The organism is Rhizobium sp. PK7-22 (assembly GCF_056530405.1).
Window position 1 is genome coordinate 352732 of the sequence record NZ_CP096514.1, and the last position, 23211, is coordinate 375942.

Below are 23211 nucleotides of genomic sequence, written 5' to 3' on the forward strand. Positions count from 1 at the left end.
CTAACGCATGTCCTCAAGGAAATTGAACACTTCCGACGTAGGCACGTCGTCCGCAACAAAAGATTGGCCGATACCGCGCGTGAGGATGAAGGTGAGCTTGCCGCTCTTGACTTTCTTGTCCTGCGCGATCGCCTCCATCAGTATCTGGGTCGGTGGCAGCTCACCTTCAATATCCGTCATCCTGGTGGGGAGGCCGACTTCGGCCAGATGCGCGGCGACGCGCTGGCCATCATCTGGGCTGGCAAGATTGAGGCGGGCTGAAAACTGATGAGCGAGCACCATGCCGATCGCCACGCCTTCGCCGTGCACCAGCCGACTGCTGTCGTAGCCGGTTGCCGCCTCCAGTGCATGGCCGAAGGTATGGCCGAGATTGAGAAGCGCCCGACGTCCCGTCTCCCGTTCGTCCTCAACAACGACATCCGCCTTCGCCTGGCAACTGATCGCGATCGCCTCGATCCGCTCCGGTCCGCCCTCGAACACCTGCTTCCAGTTCTTTTCCAGCCAGTGGAAGAAATAGGGCTTGTCGATCAGGCCGTATTTGGCGACCTCCGCATAGCCGGCGCGGAGCTCCCGCGGCGACAGACTGTCGAGCACCGAAGTGTCGGCCAGCACCAGATCCGGCTGATGGAAGACACCGAGCAGGTTCTTGCCGTGCCGGGTGTTGATGCCGGTCTTGCCACCGACGGAGGAATCGACCTGCGCCAGAAGCGATGTCGGGATCTGGATAAAGCGCACCCCGCGGCGCACGATGCCGGCCGCGAAACCGGCCAGATCTCCTATGACGCCGCCGCCGAGAGCGATCACGGCGTCACCACGCTCGATGCGGGCCGCGAGGATCATGTCGGTCGCTGCGGCAAGCGCGTCCATGTTCTTCGTCTTCTCGCCCGCCGGCAGCACCAGCGAAACCGCCTCGAAGCCGTCGGTCTGCAGGCTGTCCATCAGCTGCCCCAGATAGAGCGGACCGACGGTCTCGTCGGTGACGATCGCCACGCGCCGGCCCGACATCCTGGTGATGATCTCGCCGCCGGCCCTGGCAATCAGCCCCGGCCCGATCAGGATGTCGTAGGCGCGGTCTCCGAGCGGCACATGCACCATCCGTTCGCCGGCCTTGGACGAAGAAGCATTCATTGCACGTCACCTTTCTCTTCGGGACCAGCCAGTACCGACAGCACGTTCGTAACCGTCGCCTCTTTGCGCACATTCCCCGACGGCACGGTCAAATCCGCCTCGGCGTAGATCGGGTAGCGCTGGTTCATCAGTTGCTCCAGCGTTGCCTTCGGATTTTCCGTCTTCAGCAGAGGCCGATGATCGCGCTTGTTGACCCGCTCCCAGAGAACGTCAAGGTCAGCCTTCAGCCAGACCGAAACGCCGCCCTCCTTGATCACCTTGCGGGTACTCTCGTTGATGAACGCGCCGCCGCCCGTCGAGATGACCCGAGGCCCGCCGTCCAGCAGGCGGGCGATCACCCGGGTCTCCAGCGAACGGAACTCCACCTCCCCATAGGCTGCAAACAGTTCGGCAATCGTCATCCGCGAAACCCGCTCGATTTCCGCATCTGTATCGATGAACGGAACGGAGAGCGCCTGCGCCACCATGCGGCCGATCACAGACTTTCCCGCACCCATCAACCCGACGAAGATAAGGTTACGCTTGCCGAGCGCCGCACGCGCCTGACTGGCGAGGGAGGGTACCGCAGCGGGCATGAGAAGGTCATTCATCGTCCGAGATCCATTTAGAGAAGGGTATCGACAAATGGACCCGCAGCGTCAAGCCATGCGGCGCGCAAAGTCCCGGCTCAACGTCAGCTTGCGCATCCAGCAGCCATTTCGCATATAGTTGAACCGTCTCCATCCGGATTCGCGAAGGAAATCCCGACCGATGCCCACCCTTTTCCGCTTCCTGTCCGTCATCGCGGTCATCGCCGCGATCATCTACGGGAGCATGCTGGCCCTGGTCTTCCTCGTCGAGCCGCGAGAACGCGATGTCACCGTTCGTGTCCCGTCGGAACGCCTGAACCCCGCGCCACAGGAGTGAGGTCCGCGTGGCCGACCTGACCCGAGCCCATATCGAGGCCTTCCTGGAGATGATGAGCGCCGAACGCGGTGCCGCCGGCAATACGCTGATCTCCTACCAGCACGATCTCGAAGACCTCTTCGGCTTCATGGCGTCCAGACGCGTGCAGACGATCGAAGCCAGCAGCAGCGACCTGCGCGCCTATCTCGCCGGTCTGGGCAAAAGCGGATTTGCATCGAGCTCCCAGGCACGGCGACTGTCGGCGATGCGGCAGTTCTACAAGTTCCTCTACGCCGAGGGCCTGCGGGGGGATGACCCCACGGCAGTTCTCGACAGCCCGGCAAAGGGCAGGACGCTGCCGAAGACCATGAGCGAGGCGGAGGTGACCCGGCTCCTGGCCCGTGCGGCCGAGGAAGCGGACGACGCCTCCCCCGGGCAATTCTCCCGGCTGCGGATGCTGACGCTTCTGGAACTGCTCTATGCGACCGGCATGCGCGTCAGCGAACTGGTATCGCTCCCGGCGCGGGTCCTGGATCAGGAAGGCCGCTTCCTGATCGTCAAGGGAAAGGGCAACAAGGAAAGGCTCGTTCCCCTGTCCCGCTCGGCGATCGAAACGGTGCGGCGCTACGGCGCGGCACGGCGCGCGGAGATCCCGGACGCCGACGACAACCCCTGGCTCTTTCCCTCCTCCGGCAAGGAGGGCTATCTGCCGCGGCAGGTCTTTGGCCGCGACCTGAAGGGGCTTGCCGCCCGCGCCGGCCTCAAAAGCTCCGCAATCTCTCCGCACGTGATGCGGCACGCCTTTGCAAGTCACCTTCTGCAGAACGGTGCCGACCTTCGCGTGGTGCAGGAACTGCTGGGCCATTCAGACATTTCCACCACACAGATCTATACCCACGTGCTCGAAGAGAGATTGCGGCAATTGGTACAAACGCATCACCCTCTTGCAAAACTGGCAAAAAACCGGGAATAGAGGGCCCGCCGACCTGGCTAGAATGATCGGAACACGGATCTCATGCAGACATATCTCGACTTCGAAAAGCCCATCTCAGACCTCGAGGCAAAAATCCACGAGCTCAAGAAGATTGCCGCCGAAGACGAAAGCATCGATACCTCCGATGAGATCGCACGCCTGGAAGTCCGCGTCCGCGAGGCGATGGAAGACATCTACGGGAAGCTGAACGCCTGGCAGAGAACGCAGGTCGCGCGCCATCCGCAGCGCCCGCACTTCATGAACTATGCCGCCCAGCTGTTCACCGACTTCACGCCACTGGCCGGCGATCGGAATTTCGGCGAAGATGCCGCGATCCAGGCCGGGCTTGCGCGCTTCCGAGGCCAGCCCGTCGCCGTCATGGGCCAGGAGAAGGGCCATGACACCAAAAGCCGCCTGAAGCACAATTTCGGCAGCCCGCGCCCGGAAGGCTATCGCAAGGCCGTGCGCGTCATGGAAATGGCGGACCGTTTCGGCCTGCCGGTGATTTCGCTCATCGATACGGCCGGCGCCTACCCAGGCGTTGGCGCGGAAGAGCGCGGTCAGGCGGAAGCTATCGCCCGCTCCACCGAAATGTGTCTCTCCCTGCGGGTGCCGATGGTCTCCGTGGTGATCGGCGAAGGCGGCTCCGGCGGAGCGATTGCGATCGCCACCGGCAATCGCGTCTACATGCTCGAGCACGCCATCTATTCGGTCATTTCGCCGGAGGGAGCAGCCTCCATCCTGTGGCGCGATTCCACGCGCGCAAAGGAAGCCGCGACCAACATGCGCATCACGGCACCCGACCTGAAGGAGCTGGGCGTGATCGACGACATCATTCCCGAACCGACCGGCGGCGCCCACCGCGATCCCGAAATGGTCATCAACACTACCGGCGATGTGATCTCTTCGGCGCTTGAAGAGCTTGGCCAGATGTCGGGGGACGAGGTGCGCACTGCACGTCGCCAGAAGTTCCTGCAGATCGGCCGCAACCTCTAATCCGCGTCACCGCCTTCAAATCGCCCCATTAAAGCGGATGTTTTGCATAAATCCCGAAGCGAATGCGGGGTTTTGCTGGACAGACGGACGCCAGCGTTTAAGAAGATGTAAAGATTACCGCTTCATTATTATAGCTCTTGTGCCCGTTACTCGCCCGCAGCAATCCAAGTGGTGTTCATGCCGATACGCCTGAGAAACATTGCCCTCGCCCTTCTCTTCGCGACTGCACTGGCAGGCTGCAACGACACTCTCGATTCCGTCGATCTGTCCCACGTCAAGAACAAGGTTGAGCAGCCTCTTCCGTCTCGCATCGTGACCGAGATGCAGAAGAAGAACATGCCCCGCAACTCTCCGATCATGATGCGCATCTTCAAGGAAGAGGGCGCTCTTGAGATCTGGAAGGCGAAGGCGGACGGACGTTTTGACGTGATTGCCAGCTATTCCATCTGCGCCTGGTCGGGCAAGCTCGGCCCGAAGGTGAAGGAGGGCGACCGTCAGGCGCCCGAAGGTTTCTACAACCTGACGCCGGCGCACCTGAACCCGAATTCCAAGTACTACCTTGCGATCAACACCGGCTTTCCCAACCGCTTCGATCAGGCCCAGGGCCGCACCGGGTCCAACCTGATGATCCACGGCGCCTGCTCGTCATCCGGCTGCTATTCGATGACGGACGCCCAGGTGCTGGAGATTTACGCCTTCGCGCGGGACGCCTTCAAGGGCGGCCAGACGGCAGTCCAGCTGCAGGCCTTCCCCTTCCGGATGACGGCCGAGAACATGGCCCGCCACCGCGACAGCGAACATACCGATTTCTGGAACATGCTGAAGGTCGGCTACGACAACTTCGAGGTGACCAAGCGTCCCCCCGAGGTCAATATCTGCGAGAAGAAGTACGTCTTCAACCAGCAGATCGACGGCACGATCAGCAACGGCGCGGCAGCATGCCCACCGATGTCGACGCCGCCGGCGCTCAACGTCGCCCTGGCCTCCTACCAGAAGACCTACGAGGTCGCCTACGAGAAGGCGATGAAGAAGCTGGACGGCATGGTCTGGTACGAGCCGACGGAAGCCGAGCGCAAGGAAGTGGTTGCTGCAAAGCGAAAAGGGCGTGATCTTGCCTATGCACCGACCGGCACCTCGCTGGAGGCCGGAAAGCTTCTGAAGCGCCAGGAATTCGAAGCCTTCATGGCAAAGCGGTCAGGCCCGCAGAGCACGCCGGCCACGCCAATGCTTGCCTCAACTTCCACCTCGGACCGTCCGGCAACCGCCGCCGAGCGGATGAAGCAGGACCGCCTGCCAGAAACCGCTACGACATTGGAGCCGGCCCCTGGGGAGACGGCGATTGCCGACGGCTCCTCGACAACCACCACCGTTCCGATCCCGGCACCCAATCCGCTTGCCTATGCGGCACCGCCCGTCAGCACCGCCGACAAGAAGCCGCTGTGGAAATTCTGGGCGGCGGAATGACCGGCGAGACGACCAGTCTCTACGACCTGAGGGGGCTGAAATGCCCCCTTCCCGTTCTCAAGACACGCAAGCGCATGAGCGCGATGCGCTCCGGCGAGGAGCTGGTGGTCGAGACCAGCGATCCGCTGGCGGGCATCGACATCCCGCATTTCTGCCGAGAAGACGGACATCACTTGATCGAAGGCCAGACGACGGAAGACGGGCACCGCTTCCGGATCCGCAAGGGCTGATCCTCACATCCGCAAGCCGGGAACGGCGAGCGGGTTGTCCTCCAGCGCCGCCCGGTCCGGCCGGTCCACCCGCGGCGTGCCGGTGAAGGCGGCAAACAGGTCGGCGACGAATTCCTCCGGCAGATCCTGCGTGATCAGCACCATGCGCGTGCGGCGGTCCGACCCTTCGGGCCAGGCGGCCAGCCGCTGAGGGGGGTGGAAGATCGACTGCACCCCATGCAGAACGAGCGGCCGATCGGGATTGTCCGACAGCGCAACGATCGCCTTCATCCGCAACAGCTTCTCGCCATGGGCCGAACGCAACAGGTCGATGAACATCTCGATGGCCGCAGGGTCTATAGGCCGGTCGTGAAGAATCGAGAAGGAGCGGATGTCGGCGCCGTGGCGAGTGACGTCGTGATGATGGTGATGGTGGCCGTGATCGTGGTGATGGTGATCTTGGTCATGGGCGTGGTGGCTGCTGGCCATCTCGTCGCGCAGCCAGCGGTCGACATCGGCGATCTTCGTCGTCGGGTCGTAAAGCCCGTTCTGCAGAACTGAAGCGGTCGCCGCCTCCGGCGCATCGCCATCCATCCGCACCGCCCGCGGGTTGAGCCGGTCGAGCCGCGCATGCAGATCGAGCAGTTGCTCCCTGGTCGCCATGCCCGACTTGGAGACGATGAGCCGATCGGCGACCGCAACCTGCTTCACCGCCTCGACATGCCGTTCCAGCGTCGAGGATCCGTTGACGGCATCAACGACCGTGATTACGCCATTGAGCTCGAAGCTCTGCGCCATCGCCGGGTGCCCCATCACCGATTGCATCACGGGCGCCGGATCGGCAAGACCGGTGGTCTCGATGACGACGCGGCGGATCGGCGTCATACGGCCCGTCTGCATGGCATCCATCAGCGAGGCGAGCGTATCGATGAGCTCGCCGCGCACCGTGCAGCACAGGCAGCCGTTCGACAGCTGCACCAGCGTGTCGCCAGAGGACTCCACCAGCAGGTTGTCGATGCCGACTTCGCCGAACTCGTTGATGATGACGGCCGTGTCGCTGGTTGCCGGATCCTTGAGAATACGGTTGAGCAGCGTCGACTTACCCGCGCCGAGGAAGCCGGTGATGATGGTGACCGGAATGCGGTCTTGAGGAGCCGACATCGTCTTCGCGGCTCAGAAGGTCGGACGCGGCAGCGGGATCGGCACGTTGGCGATCTGGTTCTGCCCGGTCTTGCCCGCAGCAACCTCCGAGCCGGGAATCAGCCCGGCGAAGCTGTAGCGCGGCGGCTGCGTCATCTCGTGGATGTAGGGCGAGCGAACGACCATCCGCCCCGCATCATCGCGGCCTTCGCTGCGCACCTTTGCTGCCTTCGGATTGCAGATCTCGGCGCTGATGTCGTTGACTGCCGCGGTGTCGCCATAGGGCGCAAGCGATGCAAGCGGCACCCCCTGGCCTGCCGGCGAGGTCAGCGCCTTCTGCAGGAGATCGGCCGAGTCGTCCGCGCGTCCCGCCAGGCTGTCGGAGCCGAGCACGATGGAGATCACCGTGCGACCATTGCGTGTCGCTGACGAGACCTGGTTGAAGCCGGAAGCGCAGATGAAGCCGGTCTTCATGCCGTCGGCGCCGTTGAAGCGGCCCACCAGCATGTTGTAGTTCGGATAATTCTTCGCGCCGGTGCTCACGCCTTCCAGCGCGAAATATCCCGCATATTCCGGAAACTCACGCTTCAGCTGCAACGCCAGCACGGCAAGATCGCGCGCCGTCGTGTACTGACCCTTGCCCGGCAGCCCGTGCGGATTGATGAAGCGCGTCGAGGTCATGCCGAGGCGCTGCGCCTCCGCATTCATCATTCCGACGAACTGATCGAGGGATCCGCCGACCGTCTCGGCCACCGCGACAGCCACGTCGTTGGCGGACTTCACGAGCAGGAGCTTCAACGCACTGTCGAGCGTCAGCTTGGAGCCGGGCTTGAAATACATCTTGCTGGCCGGCTGGTCGGCAGCCTTCTTGCTCATGGTCACCGGCGTCTCGAGCGAGAGCTGGTTTCCCTTCAGCGCCTTGAAGGTGAGATAGGCCGTCATCAGCTTCGTGAGCGAAGCCGGGTACCACTTCCTGAAGGCATCCTCGTGCATGATCACGCGCCCCGTGCGCACATCCACGACCATCTGCGGATTGGCGAACGCGCCTCCTGCTGAGACAAAGACGGCCGCAGCCGTCAGGGCTGCAGCCAGCCTGGAAAGGCGCGGCAAGGTGGAGTGACGCTTGAGCAAAACGATAACCTCGTTGGCGGGTGAACGAGAGCGGCAATAGTTTGCCTATGTGGCCAAGCAATGGCAAAGATCGTTGATTGCGTCAATCGTGAGGAGCACAATGGCCCGGGAGGGCGATTCACGATCTCGTACAAAGACAAGAACAGGGGACCGAATGCCGATCATCAATCGTGCCGCCGAGCTACAGGCGGAAGTGACCGAGTGGCGCCGCCATCTTCATCAACATCCCGAAATTCTCTATGATGTCCAGGATACCGCAGCCTTTGTGGAAGCGCGCCTGCGCGACTTCGGCGTCGACGAGGTCGTAACCGGCATCGGCCGCACCGGCGTTGTCGGCCTCATCCATGGTCGCGGGCCCGGCAGCCGCACGATCGGCCTGCGTGCCGACATGGACGCCCTGCCGCTTGACGAGGTGACCGGCAAGCCGTGGTCTTCCAGGACGTCCGGCAAGATGCATGCCTGCGGCCACGACGGCCATACCTCCATGCTTCTCGGCGCCGCAAGACACCTGGCCGAGACCCGCAATTTCAACGGCACGGTCGCCGTCATCTTTCAACCGGCCGAAGAGGGCGGCGCCGGCGCGCTGGCCATGATCCAGGACGGGCTGATGGAGCGCTTCGGCATCGACGAGGTCTACGGCATGCACAACATGCCGGGCATCCCCGTCGGCCAGTTCGCCATCCGGCGCGGCGGCATCATGGCCGCACCCGACAAGTTCACGGTCACCATCAAGGGTCGCGGCGGTCATGCCGCCCAGCCGCACCGCACGGTGGACCCGATCCTGATCGGCGCGCAGCTCGTCGGCACCCTGCAGACGATCGCCGCGCGTAATGCAGACCCTCTGAGCTCCGTCGTCGTCTCGGTCACCCGTTTCCAGGCAGGCACCACCCACAACATCATTCCCGACAGCGCCATGATCGGCGGCACCGTGCGCAGCCTCAGCGAAGAGGTGCGCGATCTCGCCGAGACCCGCATCCGCCAGATCGTCGAAGGCACCATGCTTGCCCATGGCGCGAGCGCCGAGATCGACTACGAGCGCAACTGCCCCGTCACCACCAATCACGACCACGAAACGGAGAACGCCATCCGCGCCGCCTCGGATGTCGTGGGGCCGAAGAACCTGGACATTGAAGTCGAGCCCTCGATGGCCGGCGAGGATTTCGCCTACATGCTGAAGAGCCGCCCCGGCGCCTTCATCTTCATCGGCAACGGCGACAGCGCACCGCTGCACAACCCGGCCTACGACTTTGCCGACGACGCCATCGCCTACGGTATCTCCTATTGGGTGCGCCTCGCCGAACAGCGCCTCAGCGACTGAAGACACCCATCAACCGGACGCGTGGCGGGGTCATGTGCCCGCCACGCCCCTTCCGAAAAGGCTTGGCATCGGCGGGCGCCTTTTGTATGGATGCTCACCAGTGGTTCCGTAGCTCAGCAGGATAGAGCACCAGATTCCTAATCTGGGGGTCACGCGTTCGAATCGCGTCGGAATCACCACTTGCCGGTATCGTAGAAGGCAGCCCGTAGAGCCGGAAGGTCGTTGGCTGCAATCCGCCGCTGGAGCGGATCACAATCTTGCCTTCCAGGACTCTTCTGATTGTCACAGGCGGCGCAAACGCGTTGAAGCCACAGCGCCGTCTGTGTTGCAGGAAACTTCGTCAGCCAATGGCGCGAAACGCGGTGCGGACATGATTGACGAAGGTTTCCGGGTTTTCCATCGCGGCGAAGTGACCACCCCGATCCGCTTCGGCGAAATAGCGCAGGTCAGCAAAGCGCCGCTCGGCCCAACGGCGTGACAGGCGCAGCTGCTCTCCCGGAAACATGCTGACCCCGGCCGGCAATGGAACTGGCTCTCTGGGCATTCCCCCGGCCATCTCGCGCGCAGCTTCCCAGTAAAAACGAGCTGAACTTGGCCCGGCGGCGGGAAGCCAGTAAAGCATGATATCGTCGATCAGGTGGTCGAGCGCAATGATCCGTTCCGGTTCGCCTCTAGTGTCGGATACATCCTGGAAAAGGGCATAGATCCACGCGGCAAGGCCGACCGGCGAGTCGGCAAGCGCGAAGGCGACCGATTGGGGCCGACTGCTCTGCAGCTTCATGTAGGCAGAATATTCACGATCATACGTCTGCGCATCGGCTAGCATCTTGCGCTCCTCGGGCGTCGCTGCTGCGATCTCCTCAGCTGTCGGCTGGAACATGGCCATGTTGAGGTGAATTCCTGCGAGACCGGGGACTTGCATGTGCGCGAGCGCGGTGGTCACCGCCGCGCCCCAGTCGCCGCCTTGTGCCAGCCAGTATTCGCCATACCCGAGGCGCTGCATCAATTCCGCCCATGCCGCCGCAGTCCGCCCTACTCCCCAACCGGATGTTTCCGGTTTGTCGGAGAAGCCGAACCCCGGCAGCGAAGGAATGACAAGGTGGAAGGCATCGGCGGGATCTCCGCCATGCGATGCCGGCTCGCACAGGGGAGCGATCACGTCCCTGAACTCAAGCACGGATCCCGGCCACCCATGGGTCAGGAGGAGTGGCCTTGCACCGGCTTCCGAGGAGCGGATGTGAAGGAAATGGATGCCCAGGCCGTCGATCACCGTGCGGCTGCTTCCCCAGCCGTTCAACAACTGCTCCGTCGCTCGCCAGTCGTAGCCGTCGCGCCAGCGGTCTACCAGGACCTTGATGCGGTCCAGTTCCGGCCCTTGGCTGCCGTCCTTGACGGTCCCGGCATCGGGCCAGCGCGTGGCTGCAAGGCGGCCGGCAAGGTCGTCGAGATCTCTCTGCGCAATCTGGATAGGGTACGGCAGCACGGCATTCTTCATGGATAACTCTGAGGTTGGATGGCGGGATGCCATAACTGAACACCATCGTTCAGTTGAACTATTCGGTCAATGGCCTTAGGCTCCCGGCATGACAAAATCACGATCACGCGGTGGCAGACCAAGACGCGAGGACGCAGGCGAAGTGGACCGGCGGCTGCTGGATGCGGCGTTCGATCTGTTCATCACGCGCGGCTTTGCCGCAACCTCGTGTGAGGCAGTGGCCCGACAGGCAGAAGCGGGCAAAGCCAGTCTCTATGCGCGCTTTCCAAACAAGAACAGCCTGTTTGAAGCCGTCGTTCGGCGCCAGGCCAGCACGCTTCCTGCCGTAGCGGAAGCCCACCCGGATCTGCGACTGGAAGAACGCCTGCGGATGGCGGGCCGGCAGATCCTTGATCATGCGCTGAGACCTGAGACGCTTGCGATGATGCGGCTGGTCGTTGCGACGGCTGACCGTTTTCCGGACCTCGCCGTCGAGGCCAGCAGGATCGGCTGGGAGGGCGGACGCAGCAGCGTGCGCAATGCAATACTGAGCGGACCGGATCGTCCTGCGGATGTGGACGATGTCGTGGAACAGTTCATCGATCTGGTCTTCGCGCCGCATCAGCTTCGCGCACTGCTTGGAGAGAGCAGAGAGAAGCTGCTTGATGGGGTTTCATCCAGGGTCGATCATGCGATGGTTGTGCTCACGGCCACGGGTGCCTTGAGGCCAACGTCCTAAGCGATGCCGTTGGCTTGCGCGCTCGCCGGAGGTGAGTGGGTAAGCCGCAGGTGCACAGTCAGGGCACCCTCAGCTGACACTATCCAGGTTCAGTGCCGCCTTGAGGCTCTCCTCGCTCTCGGTCGCCTGAAGGACAACGCCGTGCCATCCCAGACCGTCGTAATCCTCGTATCCGAGGGTCTTGGCAAAGGCGACGATGGCGCCGCTGCGGTCGTAGTAGCTTCCCTTGTCCTCGCCGTTCTTCTTCTGCAGCGCGAAATGCGTGAACATGCGCGACGGATCGGTTGAAGCGATGACCCGGCTGCCGCCGTCGAGGAGCATGATGGTGGTCTTGTCCGCCACCTGCGGCGGCAGGTTCGGCTCCTTGTCAACGATGGCCTGGCCTTGCGCCTGCCAATCGAAGTATACCCCGAGCGTGCCGAGCAAAGCGCCATCCATCCTGCCGCCCTCACGAACGCCGGTCGCATAGACGAGCCCGTTGCGACCGCCGTGCAGGGGACTGGGTTTGACGTCGTCGACGATGTAATCATCGCCGGTCCGGCAGTGGCGGGCGCTCGCAAACCAGGGTTCGGAGGCCAGCGACACACCAAGGATTTTCTTCTGGAAGGCAGGGTTGGCCGAGGCGATGATGCAGCCGTTGAGATCGGTCAGCACCAGGTCGAGGTAGACCGTGTAGAAGCGATTGATGACGCCGAGCCTTTCGGAAGCGAAGACGGCAGCTTCGGCATCATTTCCGGCAAGCGCTTGCCAAAGGGCGGAGTCGGTGGCCCACCATCGGACGTCGGCGGTTCGCTCGAAGAGGTTGCGGACGATCAGCTGAACGAGCGTCTGCGCGAGATCCGTGAGGCGTACTCCCTCCATCTCTTCGACGAGGGCATCGGCCATCCTGCGCCCGAGGCCGATGCGCCCGAGCACCCGGCTCTCGAATTTCTCCGCGATGTCCGTCGCGGTCTGCGCCAGACGCTGGACCTCGTTGGCGACCACCGCAAAGCCCTTGCCCGTCTCTCCCGCCCGCGCCGCCTCGATCAGCGCATTGATCGCCAGGAGCCGGATCTGCTTGACGACGCTGGCATTGTCGCTGCTGAAGCGCTCGAGTTCACTGCCAATCCCTTCGGTAACAATGCGCATCGTCCGCGGGGTCGCTGCAATCCGGCGATGATCAGGCTTCGGCGCCAACATGGTAACGTGCCTCTACTGCAAATATTTGAGAACAACTGCATATATTACGAGGACATATACTTACCGAACACGGTTAAAATATCGTTCTTCTTTGATAGGACTGCTGCTTGGAGAAGAGACTGCTTTGCGTTCGCACAGTCCGTCAGCGTGTCGGAACGGCGCGCAGCCCTCAGCGGGGGCGCACATGCTCCATGCGGAAGCCGAGGCCGATCAGCCGGCCGGCCAGATGTGCAAGGACCGGCCAGCGGGCGATGCCACGGATGAAGGCCGACGGCCCTTTCCGCTTTTCGCTATCCCCTTCGTCCTTACGCCGCCGGCTGCGCATCATCAGCTGCAGCTTCTGGGTGGCCTTGGTGGGAAACAGGCGCCGCTTCTCGACCGCCGCGAGATCGGCGTCCGCCAGCCGGCCTTCCCGCAGCGGGGCAGCAAGAATATTCGCCGTTGCCACCGCATCCTGGATGGCGAGATTGACCCCGACCCCGCCAATCGGCGACATCGCATGCGCCGCGTCGCCGATGCAGAGAAGCCCGGGCCGCCACCAGCGCTTCAGCCGGTCGATGCGCACGGTCAGCAGGCTGACGTCGTCGAAGCTTGCGATCTCGTCCATCCGCTCCGGAGCAAGCGGAGAGATTTCCCGCACCCTGTCCCGCAGCGCGGCGATCCCCTCGGCACGGATCTCTGCAAAGGTGCCTTTGCGCACCACATAGCCGCATTGCCAGTAATCGCCGCGGTTGATCAGCACCAGTCCCTGGCGCGGCCCGGCATGGCCCATCACCTCGTCTGGATCCCCCGGCTGCCGGCTGAGCTTCATCCAGAGCACTTCGCTCGGCACGCCGAAACTTTCCACCTCGAGGCCTGCCTTCTCCCGCACCGCGGAATTGCGACCGTCGGCGCCGACCACGAGCGGCGAATGGATCGTAATGATCCCTTTCGGCGTCTCCACCCGCAGGCCCTTCACGCGTCCATCCGCCTCGACCAGATCGAGCACCTTCGCCTGCATCAGCAGTCGGAATCCCGGATACTGTCCGGCCTTGGCCGACAGGAAAGTCAGGAAATCCCATTGCGGCATGAAGGCAATGAAGCGGTTGCGGACCGGCAAGCGCGAAAAATCGGCGATGGTGACGGTGTGCCCGCCCATCTCGGCCGAAAGCTTCGGCGCCTTCGTATGCGGCAGGGCGAGGAATTCGTCCGCGAGGCCAAGCTCGTGCATCACCTCGAGCGTCGATGGATGGATAGTGTCGCCGCGGAAATCCCGCAGGAAGTCGGGATGCTTCTCCACCACCACGACGTCGACGCCGGCGCGCGCGAGAAGAAGCCCAAGCATCAGCCCGGCCGGGCCGGCGCCGGCAATGACGCAGCCGGCATGCAGTTCGTCTTGATGATCCATGCGCCAGCATTGCGCGAACCAGGATGTCGATCAAGATACACTTGGTCGCAGCCGGCATCTATCCGTGCCAACCCTTGTGAGCGATGGCTTTCGCCTGTAGACGATGGGCACAATTTTCATGGATTGAACGCATGGCAGGCGGCTCCGGCACGCATCGACGCATCTCCATCCTCGGCTCCACCGGCTCGATCGGGGTCAACACGCTGGACGTCGTCGCCCAGTTGGGTGGCAGGGACGCCTTCGAACTCGTGGCGATCACCGGCAACAGCAATGTCGAGCTTCTGGCCCGTCAGGCGCAGGATTTGGGCGCCCGCATGGCGGTCACCGCCGATGACGCGAACTATGCCGCTCTGAAGGATGGGCTGGCCGGCACCGGCATCATGGCTGCGGCCGGTCGCGAGGCGCTGATGGAGGCGGCCTCGGCGGATGCCGACTGGGTGATGGCCGCCATCGTCGGCACGGCCGGACTGGCGCCGACGCTCGCCGCAGCACGGCGCGGCGCCGACATAGCGCTTGCCAACAAGGAATGCCTGGTGTCTGCCGGCGATCTCTTCGTCACGGCCGTGGCCGACGGCGGCGGACGCCTCATTCCGGTCGACAGCGAGCACAGCGCGATCTTCCAGTCGCTGGAGGACGACCAGCATCACGCGGTCGAGCGGATCGTCCTGACGGCCTCCGGCGGTCCCTTCCGGACCTGGTCGCGCGAGCAGATGGCGGATGTCACCGTGGAGATCGCCAAGGCGCATCCCAACTGGTCGATGGGCCTGAAGATCTCCATCGGCAGCGCGTCCATGTTCAACAAGGCGCTGGAGATGATCGAGGCCAAGCACCTCTTCAACCTGCGCCCCGACCAGATCGAAGTGATCGTCCACCCCCAGTCGATCATCCACTCCATGGTCGGCTACACCGATGGCTCGGTGATCGCCCAGTTGGGCGCACCGGATATGCGAACCGCCATTGGCTATGCGCTGGCCTATCCGAACCGGCCGAAGCTCAACGTCGACCGGCTCGATTTCGCCAAGCTGGCGCGGCTCGACTTCGAGGCGCCGGATGAGGTGCGCTTTCCGGCGCTGCGGCTGGCTCGCACGGCACTGGAGCGCGGCGGCATGCAGGGCGCGGTGATGAATGCCGCCGAGGAAGTGGCCTTCCAGGCCTTCTGCGACGGCCGCATCGGCTTCCTAGCCATGGCAGACATTGCCGAAGGCGTCATGGAGGCGATGACGGATTATCCGGCCGCCGCGACGATCGATGCGGTCTTTGCCGCCGATGCCGAGGCAAGGCGCAGGGCCGCAGAGCTGATCTCGAAAAAGGAAATGGCCGCCTAGGCGACCATTGTTCTGATTCGACAGTCCGTGAGACGGATCAGGCCACCGCGCGGGCCAGCGCGCAACGCGCCCAGAGCTGGTGCAGCGAACCGACCAGATGTTCCAGATCGCCATCCGAATGCAGCGGCGTCGGGGTGATGCGCAGACGCTCCGTCTTGCGCGGCACCGTCGGGTAGTTGATCGGCTGCACGTAGATGTCGAACGAATCCAGCATGATGTCCGAGATCCATTTACACTTGGCCGCGTCGCCCACCATCACCGGAACGATGTGGCTGGGGTTGTGCATGTGCGGGATGCCGCGAGCGTCGAGCAGTGCCCGGAGCTTCTTGACGCGATCCTGATGACGAACCCGCTCGAAGGGGCTGGCCTTGAGGTGCCGGATCGAGGCGATCGCGCCGGCGGCCAGCGCCGGCGGCAGCGCCGTCGTGAAGATGAAGCCGGAGGAGAACGAGCGGATAAAGTCGCAGAGCGCCGTGGACGCGGCAATATAGCCGCCCATGACGCCGAAGGCCTTGCCGAGCGTGCCCTCGATGATGGTGAGCCGGTCCATCAGCCCTTCGCGCTCGGCAATGCCGCCGCCGCGCGGGCCATACATGCCCACCGCATGCACTTCGTCGAGGTATGTCATGGCGCCGTAGCGGTCGGCCAGGTCGCAGATCTCCTTGATCGGCGCGATGTCGCCATCCATGGAATAGACCGATTCGAAGGCGATCAGCTTCGGCGCATTGGGATCGGCTGCCGCCAGCTTCGCTTCCAGGTCGTTCAGGTCATTGTGCTTCCAGATCACCCGCTGACACTTGCCGTGGCGGATGCCTTCGATCATCGAGGCATGGTTCAGGGCGTCGGAAAAGATGATCAGTCCGGGGATCTTCTGGCCGAGCGTACCGAGTGTCGCCCAGTTTGAGACATAGCCGGAGGTGAAGACGAGCGAGGCTTCCTTGCCGTGAAGATCGGCCAGTTCCTGCTCGAGACGAACATGATAATGGGTCGTGCCAGAGATATTCCGGGTGCCTCCCGCACCCGCGCCACAGTGGTCGATCGCCTCTTTCATGGCTTCGATCACGGCCGGATGCTGGCCCATGCCGAGGTAGTCGTTGGAACACCAGACGGTAACGTCCTTGGGACCTTCAGGCGTGTGACGCGTGGCGCGCGGAAAATTTCCGCGGTGCCGCTCGAGATCGGCGAACACGCGATAACGGCCCTCCTGGTGAAGGCTGTCCAGCTCGCTCTTGAAAAATGCCTCGAAATCCATTTCACACTCCAGAACCTGTTTTGGTTTTGGTTTCTCGCTCGCATTTCGTCAACCCCGCAGATTGGAATAAATCCAGAGTGCGGCAATTGGACATTCTCGCAAGCAATCCCGAAATGGACTTACCCGACCGGCACCGATGGAAACTTGATCCACATCAAGTTGACGGAGCCTTCCAGGTAGGCTGCCTCAGTCTGCCGCCATCACGGCGCGCTTTGCCATCACCTTCACGAGATTGGCTCGGTAGACGGGACTGGCGTGCATGTCCGAGAGCAGGTTGGCGGGCGAGACCTCCGCATCGGCCACGGCATCCGCAGACCAGCTCGATGCCAGGGCCGCCTCCATGCCGGCGTGACGGAAGACGCCATCGGCGCCCGCCCCGGTGACCGCCACGCGAACGCCATCCGCACGCTTTGCCACGAACACGCCGGTCAGCGCATAGCGGGAGGCAGGGTTCGCGAACTTGGCATAGCCCGCCTTTTCAGGCGCCTCGAAGGAGATGGCCGTGACCATCTCGCCCTCTTCCAGCGCGGTCTCGAACATGCCGGTGAAGAAGTCGTCGGCGGTCAGCCAGCGGCGGTCGGTGATGATCGTTGCCGCGAGACCCAGCATGGCGGCCGGATAATCGGCGGCCGGATCATTGTTGGCGATCGACCCGCCGATCGTGCCCATGTGGCGGACGTGCGGATCGCCGATCATTCCGGCGAGCTCGCAGATGGCGGGACAGATCGAACGCAGCGCCGATGAGCCGGCCACATCCGCATGCGGCGTTCCGGCGCCGATCCGGACATTGCGGCCATCGACAGAGACGCCCTTCAGATCCGGGATGTGCCTGAGGTCGATGAGATCGCTCGGCGCCGCCAGGCGCTGTTTCATCGTGGCGATCAGGGTCATGCCGCCTGACAGATAGCGGCCCTCCTCGTGTTCGCCCCGCAGTCTGACGGCATCCTCCACGGAGGAGGCGCGATGATAGCTGGTTGCATACATGTCGGTTCCTCCTCAGTGGGTTGCCTGCATGGCGAGCCACACCTTCATCGGCGTGGCGGGCATGGTGAGATCATTGGTGCCGATCGCATCCGTGATCGCATTGATCAGCGCCGGCGGCGATCCGATCGCTCCGGCCTCGCCGCAGCCCTTGATGCCGAGCGGATTGCTGGGGCACGGCGTGTTTTGGTGCGAAAGATCGAATGACGGCAGGTCGTCGGCCCGCGGCATGGCGTAGTCCATGTAGCTTGCCGTCAGCAGCTGGCCGGATTCCGGGTCATAGCGCACCTCCTCGAGCAGCGCCTGCCCGATGCCCTGCGCCAGCCCGCCATGCACCTGGCCTTCGACGATCATCGGATTGATGATGTTGCCGAAGTCGTCGGCCGCGACGAACTGCACGATCTGCGTCTTGCCCGTCTCCGGGTCCACCTCCACCTCGGCGATGTAGCAGCCGGCCGGGAAGGTGAAGTTGGCCGGGTCGTAGAAGGCGGTTTCCTTCAGCCCCGGCTCCATGCCGGAAGGCAGGTTGTGCGCCGTATAGGCCGACAGCGCCACCTGGAACCACGGCACCGTCTTGTCGGTGCCGGCGACCTTGAGCTCGCCGTTCTCGATGACGATGTCGTTCTCGTCCGCTTCCATCATATGGGCGGCGATCTTCTTCGCCTTCGCCTCGACCTTGTCGAGCGCCTTGACGACGGCCGACATGCCGACGGCCCCGGAGCGGGAACCATAGGTACCCATGCCCATCTGCACCTTGTCGGTATCGCCATGCACGATGTTGACGCTGTCGATCGGGACCCCGAGCCTTTCGGCGACGAGCTGCGCAAAGGTGGTTTCATGGCCTTGGCCGTGGCTGTGGGATCCGGTCAGCACCTCGATGGTGCCGACGGCGTTCACCCGCACCTCCGCCGATTCCCAGAGCCCGACCCCGGCCCCGAGCGACCCGACCGCCGCCGACGGCGCAATCCCGCAGGCTTCGATATAGCAGCTCATGCCGATGCCGCGCTTCTTGCCGCGCCCAGCTGCCTCCGCCTTCCTGGCCGGGAAGCCATCCCAGTCGGCAGCCTGCATGGCGGCAGAAAGAGAAGCTTCATAATCGCCGGCGTCATAGTTCATGATCACCGGCGTTTGGTAGGGGAAGCTGCGGATGAAGTTCTTGCGGCGCAGCTCCGCCGGCGAGAGGCCGAGCTCGCGGGCCGCCGTCTCCATCGTCCGCTCCAGAAGATAGGTGGCTTCCGGCCGCCCGGCGCCGCGGTACGCATCGACCGGCACGGTGTTGGTGTAGACGGTGCGGACGTTGGCGTGGATGGCGGGGATCGCGTATTGGCCCGACAGAAGCGTCGCATAGAGATAGGTCGGCACCGCCGAGGAGAAGAGCGACATATAGGCGCCGAGGTTGGCGATGGTGTCCACCTTCAGCCCGACGATCCGGTGATCGGCGTCAAAGCCCATCTTGACCGTCGAGACATGGTCACGACCATGGGCATCGGTGAGGAAGGCCTCGGTGCGGTCGGAGGTCCATTTAACCGGCACGCCTGTCTTCTTCGACGCCCAGAGACAGACGATCTCCTCCGGATAGATGTAGATCTTCGAGCCGAAGCCGCCGCCGACGTCCGGCGCGATGACGCGCAGCTTGTTTTCCGGCGCCACATTGTAGAAGGCGCTCATCACCAGCCGCGCCACATGCGGGTTCTGGCTCGTCGTGTAGCAGGTGTAGTGCTCTTCGGCGCTGTCGTAGATGCCGAGCGTCGAGCGCGGCTCCATCGGGTTCGGCGACAACCGGTTGTTGTGGATCTGGATTTCCGTCACATGCGCCGCAGAGGCGATGGCTCGGTCGGTGGCCTCCTGATCGCCGATCTGCCAGTCGAAGATCAGATTGCCCGGCGCTTCCGGATGGATCTGCGGCGCCTCCGCCTGCAGGGCGGACACTGCCTCGGTGACGGCCGGAAGCTCCTCATAGTCGACCGCCACGGCCTCGGCCGCATCGCGCGCTTCGGCGTAGGTATCGGCCACGACGATGGCGATGGCATCGCCGACATAGCGAACGGTCTCGAATGCCAGCGGCCGCCAGGCGCCCATCTTCATCGGCGAGCCGTCCTTGGAATGGATCATCCAGCCGCAGATCAGATTGCCGATGCCATCGGCCTGAAGCTGCCGGCCCTCGAGGATGTCGATGACGCCGGGCATCTCCCGTGCCGCCGTCGTGTCGATGCCGCGGATCCTCGCATGCGCATAGGGACTTCGCACGAAACAGCCGTGCTTCATGCCCGGTACCGACATGTCGTCGGTATAGCGCCCCTTGCCCGTCAGAAAGCGCTTGTCCTCCTTGCGGGTCACCCGCGCACCGATACCTTCAATACCCATTATCGTCTCCTCCAGAGAATAGGGATTAGGCAATTGGCACCAGGCAGTAACGGGGTCTGTGCAACGGCGGCGTGCCGTAGACAAATGCCCATTGGCTACTGCCTACTGCCTTATTCCGCCGCCTGACGCGCGGTGTGCATCTCTTCATTGGCGGCAAGCACGGCCTTTACGATATTGTGGTAGCCGGTGCAGCGACAGATATTGCCCTCAAGCTCGTGGCGGACCGTCGCCTCGTCGAGCTGTCCTCCGTGGCGATGGATCATATCGACCGCCGTCATCACCATCCCCGGCGTGCAGAAGCCGCACTGCAGACCATGATGTTCCTTGAAAGCGGCCTGGACAGGATGCAGATCACCCTGCACTGCAAGGCCCTCGATGGTCGTGACATCGGAACCGGCCGCCTGAACGGCAAGGATCGAACAGCTCTTCACCGAGCGGCCGTCCATATGCACCACGCAGGTTCCGCACTGGGTGGTATCGCACCCCACATGTGTCCCCGTCAGTCCCAGCTTGTCGCGGATGAAATGAACGAGCAGCATGCGATCGTCGCAGTCTTCGCTCACCCTGCGGCCATTCACCGTCAGCGTCACTTTCGCCATCATGTTCCTCCCCGTGCCTCCTCCAGACACTCGGACATCATTTGCCTTTTTTCGCAGCTGATCAACCTCTAGTTTGCCGGTGCGACGGGCTTTTTCAGGTCTCCGCCGGGCAGCGGATCCGCGGCCTTCAGGAGCGACCAGTCAGGTGGTGAATCCTCTCCAATCCTCTCGGCTACATCTGGACTTCCCCTGCAGCCGATCTATTGTTTTGCGTGATGCGCTGTCCGGAAGCCATGGGCGAAGGCGTTGCCGCCAGCCATTGAAAGTCTTCGCAACCATGGAGGAAAAAATGAAGAAAGCCATCATCCTGATGATCGTCGGCCTGTCGGCTGCAAGCTGCACCCAGACCGAACAGGGCGCAGCCATCGGCGCCGGAACCGGTGCCGTGATCGGCGGCGTCGCCACCGGCAACGTACGCGGCGCCGCCGTCGGCGCAGCGATCGGCGGTGTCTCCGGTGCCGTGATCGGATCCGTGGCGCAGCAGCCCGGCCAGTGCTACTACCGCGACAGATATGGACGTCGCTACATCGACGATTGCCCACGCAGATACTGATACAGTATCTGAGCTTTGCGACTGTTGCCCCGGAGCACGCTCCGGGGCATTTCTCGTTTAAAAGAACAATGGAATATGAAAAAAGGTATTCGTTTCCGCCGTTTGCAGCTACAGAAGCAGACTGGGCCGCGACGAGCTGGGTAAACAGGCGAAAACCGACTTTGGACAAGCATGCAACAAAAGGTGAGGCAGCTACTGCCGGCAAGCTGAGGAAAACGGCAGCGCTTGCAGCCTCCGCGGCAGCGATTGCCTTTTGCACTGTGTCCGATGCCCATGCCTTCAAGCTGTTCGGGATCACGCTCTTTGGCAGCGAGGACGAGGCGGTCGAGGTGATCAATCCTGTCGAGTACGAGGCGACGATCGAAACCGGAACAGCCGACACGGATCTTGCCGAACGGTTGGAGAACGCAGCCTCTCTGGTAAATGACGACGAAGATCCTGTTTCAGGTGATCTGGGTCTGGTCGTGAAGGCTCGCGAAGATCGTGATCGTCTGGTCGCAGTTCTTTACGAGGACGCCCGCTACGGCGGCATCGTCCGCATCACCATCCAGGGCCAGGACCTCGACGAGCTGCCGCCCAATCCGACATTCGATCACTCGCAGCCCATACCGGTGACCGTCGCGATTGATCCTGGCCCGGCCTTCACGCTCGGATCCGTCAGTTTCGAAGGCGACGCCGCAGGTCGCGACCCGGAAGAGTACGATCTGGTTCGCGGCGAACAGGTCGGCTCGCGCACGATCCTGAGGGCAGGCGAACAGCTTCTGGTGGACATCAAGGCGGAAGGGCGGCCCTTGGCTCAGCTGACGGAACGCCAGGTTACTGCGGACCATCCCACCCGAACGGTGCACGTGGTGCTGGGCGCCATCGGCGGGCCGGTCGCAAATCTGGGCGCAGTAACGGTGAAGGGCTCCCGCACCGTTGAGACAGACTTCATCCAGCGCTATTCCCGCCTGGACAGGGGCGAACGATATTCGCCCGAACAATTGCAGAAGGCCTCCGAGCGGCTGCGGGAACTGGGTGTCTTTTCCAGCGTCAATATCCGCGAGCAAGACAGCCTGACGCCAGAAGGCACCTTGCCGCTTGTGATCGAGGTCTCGGAAGGAAAACACCGCTACTTCGGCTTTGGCGCAGAATACGCGTCATTGGACGGCGCAGGCGTGCAGGCGTACTGGGGACACAGGAACCTCTTCGGCGAGGCGGAATCCCTTCGGATCGAAGGCAAAGTGTCGGGGATCGAAGCTACTACCGACGTTGAGACCTTCAACTATTCGGCAGGCATCACCTTCATCAAGCCGGGCGCCCTTATTCCGGAAGGAACATTCGAAGCAAAGCTGCAGGCATTCAGCGAGACGCCGGATGTCTATGAAGCCCAGAGCATCGTCGGATCTGCCGCCTATTCCTATGAACTGAACGAGACAGACGTCGTGAAGGCGGGGGTTGAAATTGCCTATACCCGCGCCGACGATGCATTCGGCGAGAACGAATACCTGACGTTCGGCACGCCGATCTCCTTTGAGCGCGACGCCAGAGACAACAAGCTCAACCCGACCGAGGGCTACCGTGCCACCCTGGAGGCCTCCCCCGCATACGAGGCTTTCAACGGCACCATCTTCTCCTCCTTCGAGGGCTCGGTGTCCGGCTATCTGGGCTTCGGCGAGGAGGATCGTTTCGTGCTGGCCGGCCGCCTTGCGGCAGGAACTTTGATCGGTGCGGACGAGTTGTCGGATGTACCTGTTACCCGACGCTTCTTTGCCGGCGGTGGTGGTTCCGTCAGAGGATATGGATACCAGGAAATTTCGCCCTACAATGATGCGGATGAGGCGCTGGGAGGACGATCCTACACATTGGCCTCCTTCGAGGTGAGGGCAAGGGTCACGCAGAACATCGGTATCGTGCCCTTCATCGATGTCGGCACTGTTTCCACCGAACTCGTGCCTGATTTCTCGGATATAAGAGCAGGTGCAGGTCTGGGGCTCAGGTATGCGACACCGTTCGGCCCCCTGCGTATCGATGTTGCGGTCCCTCTTCAAAGCTATGAAGGCGGCAGCAAATACGGCATCTATGCCGGAATTGGACAAGCGTTTTAACGGAGCCGACGTCGCCGGCCGAAACCA

21 protein-coding genes and 1 tRNA gene are annotated in these 23211 nt (G+C 63.0%); 11 read left to right on the forward strand and 11 right to left on the reverse strand.

All coding sequences use genetic code 11. The features are described 5' to 3' along the window. Both aroB and M1E10_RS06540 read right to left on the reverse strand, forming a co-directional pair. Positions 1 to 1128: a 3-dehydroquinate synthase family protein gene (aroB, locus tag M1E10_RS06535; protein WP_499175568.1), complete on the reverse strand. Its 1128-nt coding sequence runs from the start codon at positions 1126 to 1128 to the stop codon at positions 1 to 3. Then, entirely contained in the window at positions 1125 to 1718 is a 594-nt protein-coding gene (locus M1E10_RS06540) for a shikimate kinase (protein ID WP_499175569.1), read from the reverse strand. Before M1E10_RS06540 ends, aroB begins: the two co-directional genes overlap by 4 nt. 160 nt (positions 1719 to 1878) lie before the next feature. On the opposite strand from M1E10_RS06540, the gene M1E10_RS06545 reads away from it, so the two are divergent. From M1E10_RS06545 to M1E10_RS06565, 5 genes are all read left to right on the forward strand, one after another. After that, positions 1879 to 2034, forward strand: coding sequence for a hypothetical protein (locus tag M1E10_RS06545; protein ID WP_029617408.1), 156 nt, complete (start codon positions 1879 to 1881; stop codon positions 2032 to 2034). 7 nt (positions 2035 to 2041) lie between these two features. Continuing rightward, complete coding sequence (locus tag M1E10_RS06550; RefSeq protein WP_499175570.1) at positions 2042 to 2986, forward strand: site-specific tyrosine recombinase XerD; 945 nt, start codon at positions 2042 to 2044, stop codon at positions 2984 to 2986. Between the two features lie 42 nt (positions 2987 to 3028). Next, the gene (locus M1E10_RS06555) at positions 3029 to 3982 is read left to right on the forward strand and encodes an acetyl-CoA carboxylase carboxyltransferase subunit alpha (RefSeq protein WP_499175571.1); all 954 of its coding nucleotides are present in this window, start codon (positions 3029 to 3031) and stop codon (positions 3980 to 3982) included. 183 nt (positions 3983 to 4165) lie between these two features. Then, a complete protein-coding gene (locus M1E10_RS06560; protein ID WP_499177103.1) occupies positions 4166 to 5446 on the forward strand; it encodes a L,D-transpeptidase family protein in 1281 nt (426 codons plus the stop codon). Then, a complete protein-coding gene (locus M1E10_RS06565; protein WP_499175572.1) occupies positions 5443 to 5676 on the forward strand; it encodes a sulfurtransferase TusA family protein in 234 nt (77 codons plus the stop codon). Before M1E10_RS06560 ends, M1E10_RS06565 begins: the two co-directional genes overlap by 4 nt. Before the next feature lie 3 nt (positions 5677 to 5679). On the opposite strand, the gene M1E10_RS06570 is transcribed toward M1E10_RS06565, so the two are convergent. Beyond that, complete coding sequence (locus tag M1E10_RS06570; RefSeq protein WP_499175573.1) at positions 5680 to 6816, reverse strand: CobW family GTP-binding protein; 1137 nt, start codon at positions 6814 to 6816, stop codon at positions 5680 to 5682. Between the two features lie 12 nt (positions 6817 to 6828). Beyond that, positions 6829 to 7821 (reverse strand): D-alanyl-D-alanine carboxypeptidase family protein, encoded by a 993-nt coding sequence (locus M1E10_RS06575; RefSeq protein WP_499177104.1) that lies wholly within the window; start codon positions 7819 to 7821, stop codon positions 6829 to 6831. 259 nt (positions 7822 to 8080) lie between these two features. On the opposite strand from M1E10_RS06575, the gene M1E10_RS06580 reads away from it, so the two are divergent. Beyond that, positions 8081 to 9244, forward strand: coding sequence for a M20 aminoacylase family protein (locus M1E10_RS06580; RefSeq protein ID WP_499175574.1), 1164 nt, complete (start codon positions 8081 to 8083; stop codon positions 9242 to 9244). A 102-nt stretch (positions 9245 to 9346) separates the two neighbouring features. Beyond that, positions 9347 to 9423: transfer RNA gene (locus M1E10_RS06585), tRNA-Arg, on the forward strand. Positions 9424 to 9584: 161 nt separating this feature from the next. Here the strand turns inward: M1E10_RS06585 and M1E10_RS06590 are convergent. Next, the gene (locus M1E10_RS06590; protein ID WP_499175575.1) at positions 9585 to 10739 is read right to left on the reverse strand and encodes an epoxide hydrolase family protein; all 1155 of its coding nucleotides are present in this window, start codon (positions 10737 to 10739) and stop codon (positions 9585 to 9587) included. An 88-nt stretch (positions 10740 to 10827) separates the two neighbouring features. Between M1E10_RS06590 and M1E10_RS06595 the strand changes: the two genes are divergently transcribed. Next, the gene (locus M1E10_RS06595; protein ID WP_499175576.1) at positions 10828 to 11457 is read left to right on the forward strand and encodes a TetR/AcrR family transcriptional regulator; all 630 of its coding nucleotides are present in this window, start codon (positions 10828 to 10830) and stop codon (positions 11455 to 11457) included. A 69-nt stretch (positions 11458 to 11526) separates the two neighbouring features. Here the strand turns inward: M1E10_RS06595 and M1E10_RS06600 are convergent, their stop codons facing one another. Then, positions 11527 to 12636 carry a methyl-accepting chemotaxis protein gene (locus M1E10_RS06600; RefSeq protein WP_499175577.1) on the reverse strand — a complete coding sequence of 370 codons (1110 nt, stop codon included), beginning with the start codon at positions 12634 to 12636 and terminating at the stop codon, positions 11527 to 11529. Positions 12637 to 12805: 169 nt separating this feature from the next. Then, entirely contained in the window at positions 12806 to 14023 is a 1218-nt protein-coding gene (locus M1E10_RS06605; RefSeq protein WP_499175578.1) for an FAD-dependent oxidoreductase, read from the reverse strand. Positions 14024 to 14154: 131 nt separating this feature from the next. On the opposite strand from M1E10_RS06605, the gene dxr reads away from it, so the two are divergent. After that, positions 14155 to 15348 carry a 1-deoxy-D-xylulose-5-phosphate reductoisomerase gene (dxr, locus tag M1E10_RS06610; RefSeq protein ID WP_499175579.1) on the forward strand — a complete coding sequence of 398 codons (1194 nt, stop codon included), beginning with the start codon at positions 14155 to 14157 and terminating at the stop codon, positions 15346 to 15348. Between the two features lie 37 nt (positions 15349 to 15385). Here dxr and hemA read toward each other — a convergent pair whose 3' ends face one another. From hemA to M1E10_RS06630, 4 genes are all read right to left on the reverse strand, one after another. Beyond that, positions 15386 to 16600 (reverse strand): 5-aminolevulinate synthase, encoded by a 1215-nt coding sequence (gene hemA / locus M1E10_RS06615; protein WP_499175580.1) that lies wholly within the window; start codon positions 16598 to 16600, stop codon positions 15386 to 15388. Between the two features lie 186 nt (positions 16601 to 16786). Further along, complete coding sequence (locus M1E10_RS06620) at positions 16787 to 17584, reverse strand: FAD binding domain-containing protein (protein WP_499175581.1); 798 nt, start codon at positions 17582 to 17584, stop codon at positions 16787 to 16789. A gap of 12 nt (positions 17585 to 17596) precedes the next feature. After that, positions 17597 to 19945 carry a xanthine dehydrogenase family protein molybdopterin-binding subunit gene (locus M1E10_RS06625; protein WP_499175582.1) on the reverse strand — a complete coding sequence of 783 codons (2349 nt, stop codon included), beginning with the start codon at positions 19943 to 19945 and terminating at the stop codon, positions 17597 to 17599. Between the two features lie 110 nt (positions 19946 to 20055). Then, entirely contained in the window at positions 20056 to 20544 is a 489-nt protein-coding gene (locus M1E10_RS06630; protein WP_499175583.1) for a (2Fe-2S)-binding protein, read from the reverse strand. A 289-nt stretch (positions 20545 to 20833) separates the two neighbouring features. Here M1E10_RS06630 and M1E10_RS06635 point away from each other — a divergent pair, with 289 nt between their 5' ends. Together M1E10_RS06635 and M1E10_RS06640 are read left to right on the forward strand one after the other, a co-directional pair. Next, positions 20834 to 21097: a YMGG-like glycine zipper-containing protein gene (locus tag M1E10_RS06635; RefSeq protein WP_499175584.1), complete on the forward strand. Its 264-nt coding sequence runs from the start codon at positions 20834 to 20836 to the stop codon at positions 21095 to 21097. Between the two features lie 161 nt (positions 21098 to 21258). Continuing rightward, positions 21259 to 23184: an autotransporter assembly complex protein TamA gene (locus tag M1E10_RS06640; RefSeq protein ID WP_499175585.1), complete on the forward strand. Its 1926-nt coding sequence runs from the start codon at positions 21259 to 21261 to the stop codon at positions 23182 to 23184. The last annotated feature ends 27 nt before the right edge of the window (positions 23185 to 23211 follow it).

Bases quoted from the DNA above. Each gene is read 5' to 3' on its own strand.
- aroB (WP_499175568.1), bottom strand. From the start codon at position 1,128: ATGAATGCTTCTTCGTCCAAGGCCGGCGAACGGATGGTGCATGTGCCG.
- M1E10_RS06540 (WP_499175569.1), bottom strand. From the start codon at position 1,718: ATGAATGACCTTCTCATGCCCGCTGCGGTACCCTCCCTCGCCAGTCAG.
- M1E10_RS06545 (WP_029617408.1), top strand. From the start codon at position 1,879: ATGCCCACCCTTTTCCGCTTCCTGTCCGTCATCGCGGTCATCGCCGCG.
- M1E10_RS06555 (WP_499175571.1), top strand. From the start codon at position 3,029: ATGCAGACATATCTCGACTTCGAAAAGCCCATCTCAGACCTCGAGGCA.
- M1E10_RS06565 (WP_499175572.1), top strand. From the start codon at position 5,443: ATGACCGGCGAGACGACCAGTCTCTACGACCTGAGGGGGCTGAAATGC.
- M1E10_RS06570 (WP_499175573.1), bottom strand. From the start codon at position 6,816: ATGTCGGCTCCTCAAGACCGCATTCCGGTCACCATCATCACCGGCTTC.
- M1E10_RS06575 (WP_499177104.1), bottom strand. From the start codon at position 7,821: ATGGTCGTGGATGTGCGCACGGGGCGCGTGATCATGCACGAGGATGCC.
- M1E10_RS06580 (WP_499175574.1), top strand. From the start codon at position 8,081: ATGCCGATCATCAATCGTGCCGCCGAGCTACAGGCGGAAGTGACCGAG.
- M1E10_RS06590 (WP_499175575.1), bottom strand. From the start codon at position 10,739: ATGAAGAATGCCGTGCTGCCGTACCCTATCCAGATTGCGCAGAGAGAT.
- M1E10_RS06595 (WP_499175576.1), top strand. From the start codon at position 10,828: ATGACAAAATCACGATCACGCGGTGGCAGACCAAGACGCGAGGACGCA.
- M1E10_RS06600 (WP_499175577.1), bottom strand. From the start codon at position 12,636: ATGTTGGCGCCGAAGCCTGATCATCGCCGGATTGCAGCGACCCCGCGG.
- M1E10_RS06605 (WP_499175578.1), bottom strand. From the start codon at position 14,023: ATGGATCATCAAGACGAACTGCATGCCGGCTGCGTCATTGCCGGCGCC.
- dxr (WP_499175579.1), top strand. From the start codon at position 14,155: ATGGCAGGCGGCTCCGGCACGCATCGACGCATCTCCATCCTCGGCTCC.
- hemA (WP_499175580.1), bottom strand. From the start codon at position 16,600: ATGGATTTCGAGGCATTTTTCAAGAGCGAGCTGGACAGCCTTCACCAG.
- M1E10_RS06620 (WP_499175581.1), bottom strand. From the start codon at position 17,584: ATGTATGCAACCAGCTATCATCGCGCCTCCTCCGTGGAGGATGCCGTC.
- M1E10_RS06625 (WP_499175582.1), bottom strand. From the start codon at position 19,945: ATGGGTATTGAAGGTATCGGTGCGCGGGTGACCCGCAAGGAGGACAAG.
- M1E10_RS06630 (WP_499175583.1), bottom strand. From the start codon at position 20,544: ATGGCGAAAGTGACGCTGACGGTGAATGGCCGCAGGGTGAGCGAAGAC.
- M1E10_RS06635 (WP_499175584.1), top strand. From the start codon at position 20,834: ATGAAGAAAGCCATCATCCTGATGATCGTCGGCCTGTCGGCTGCAAGC.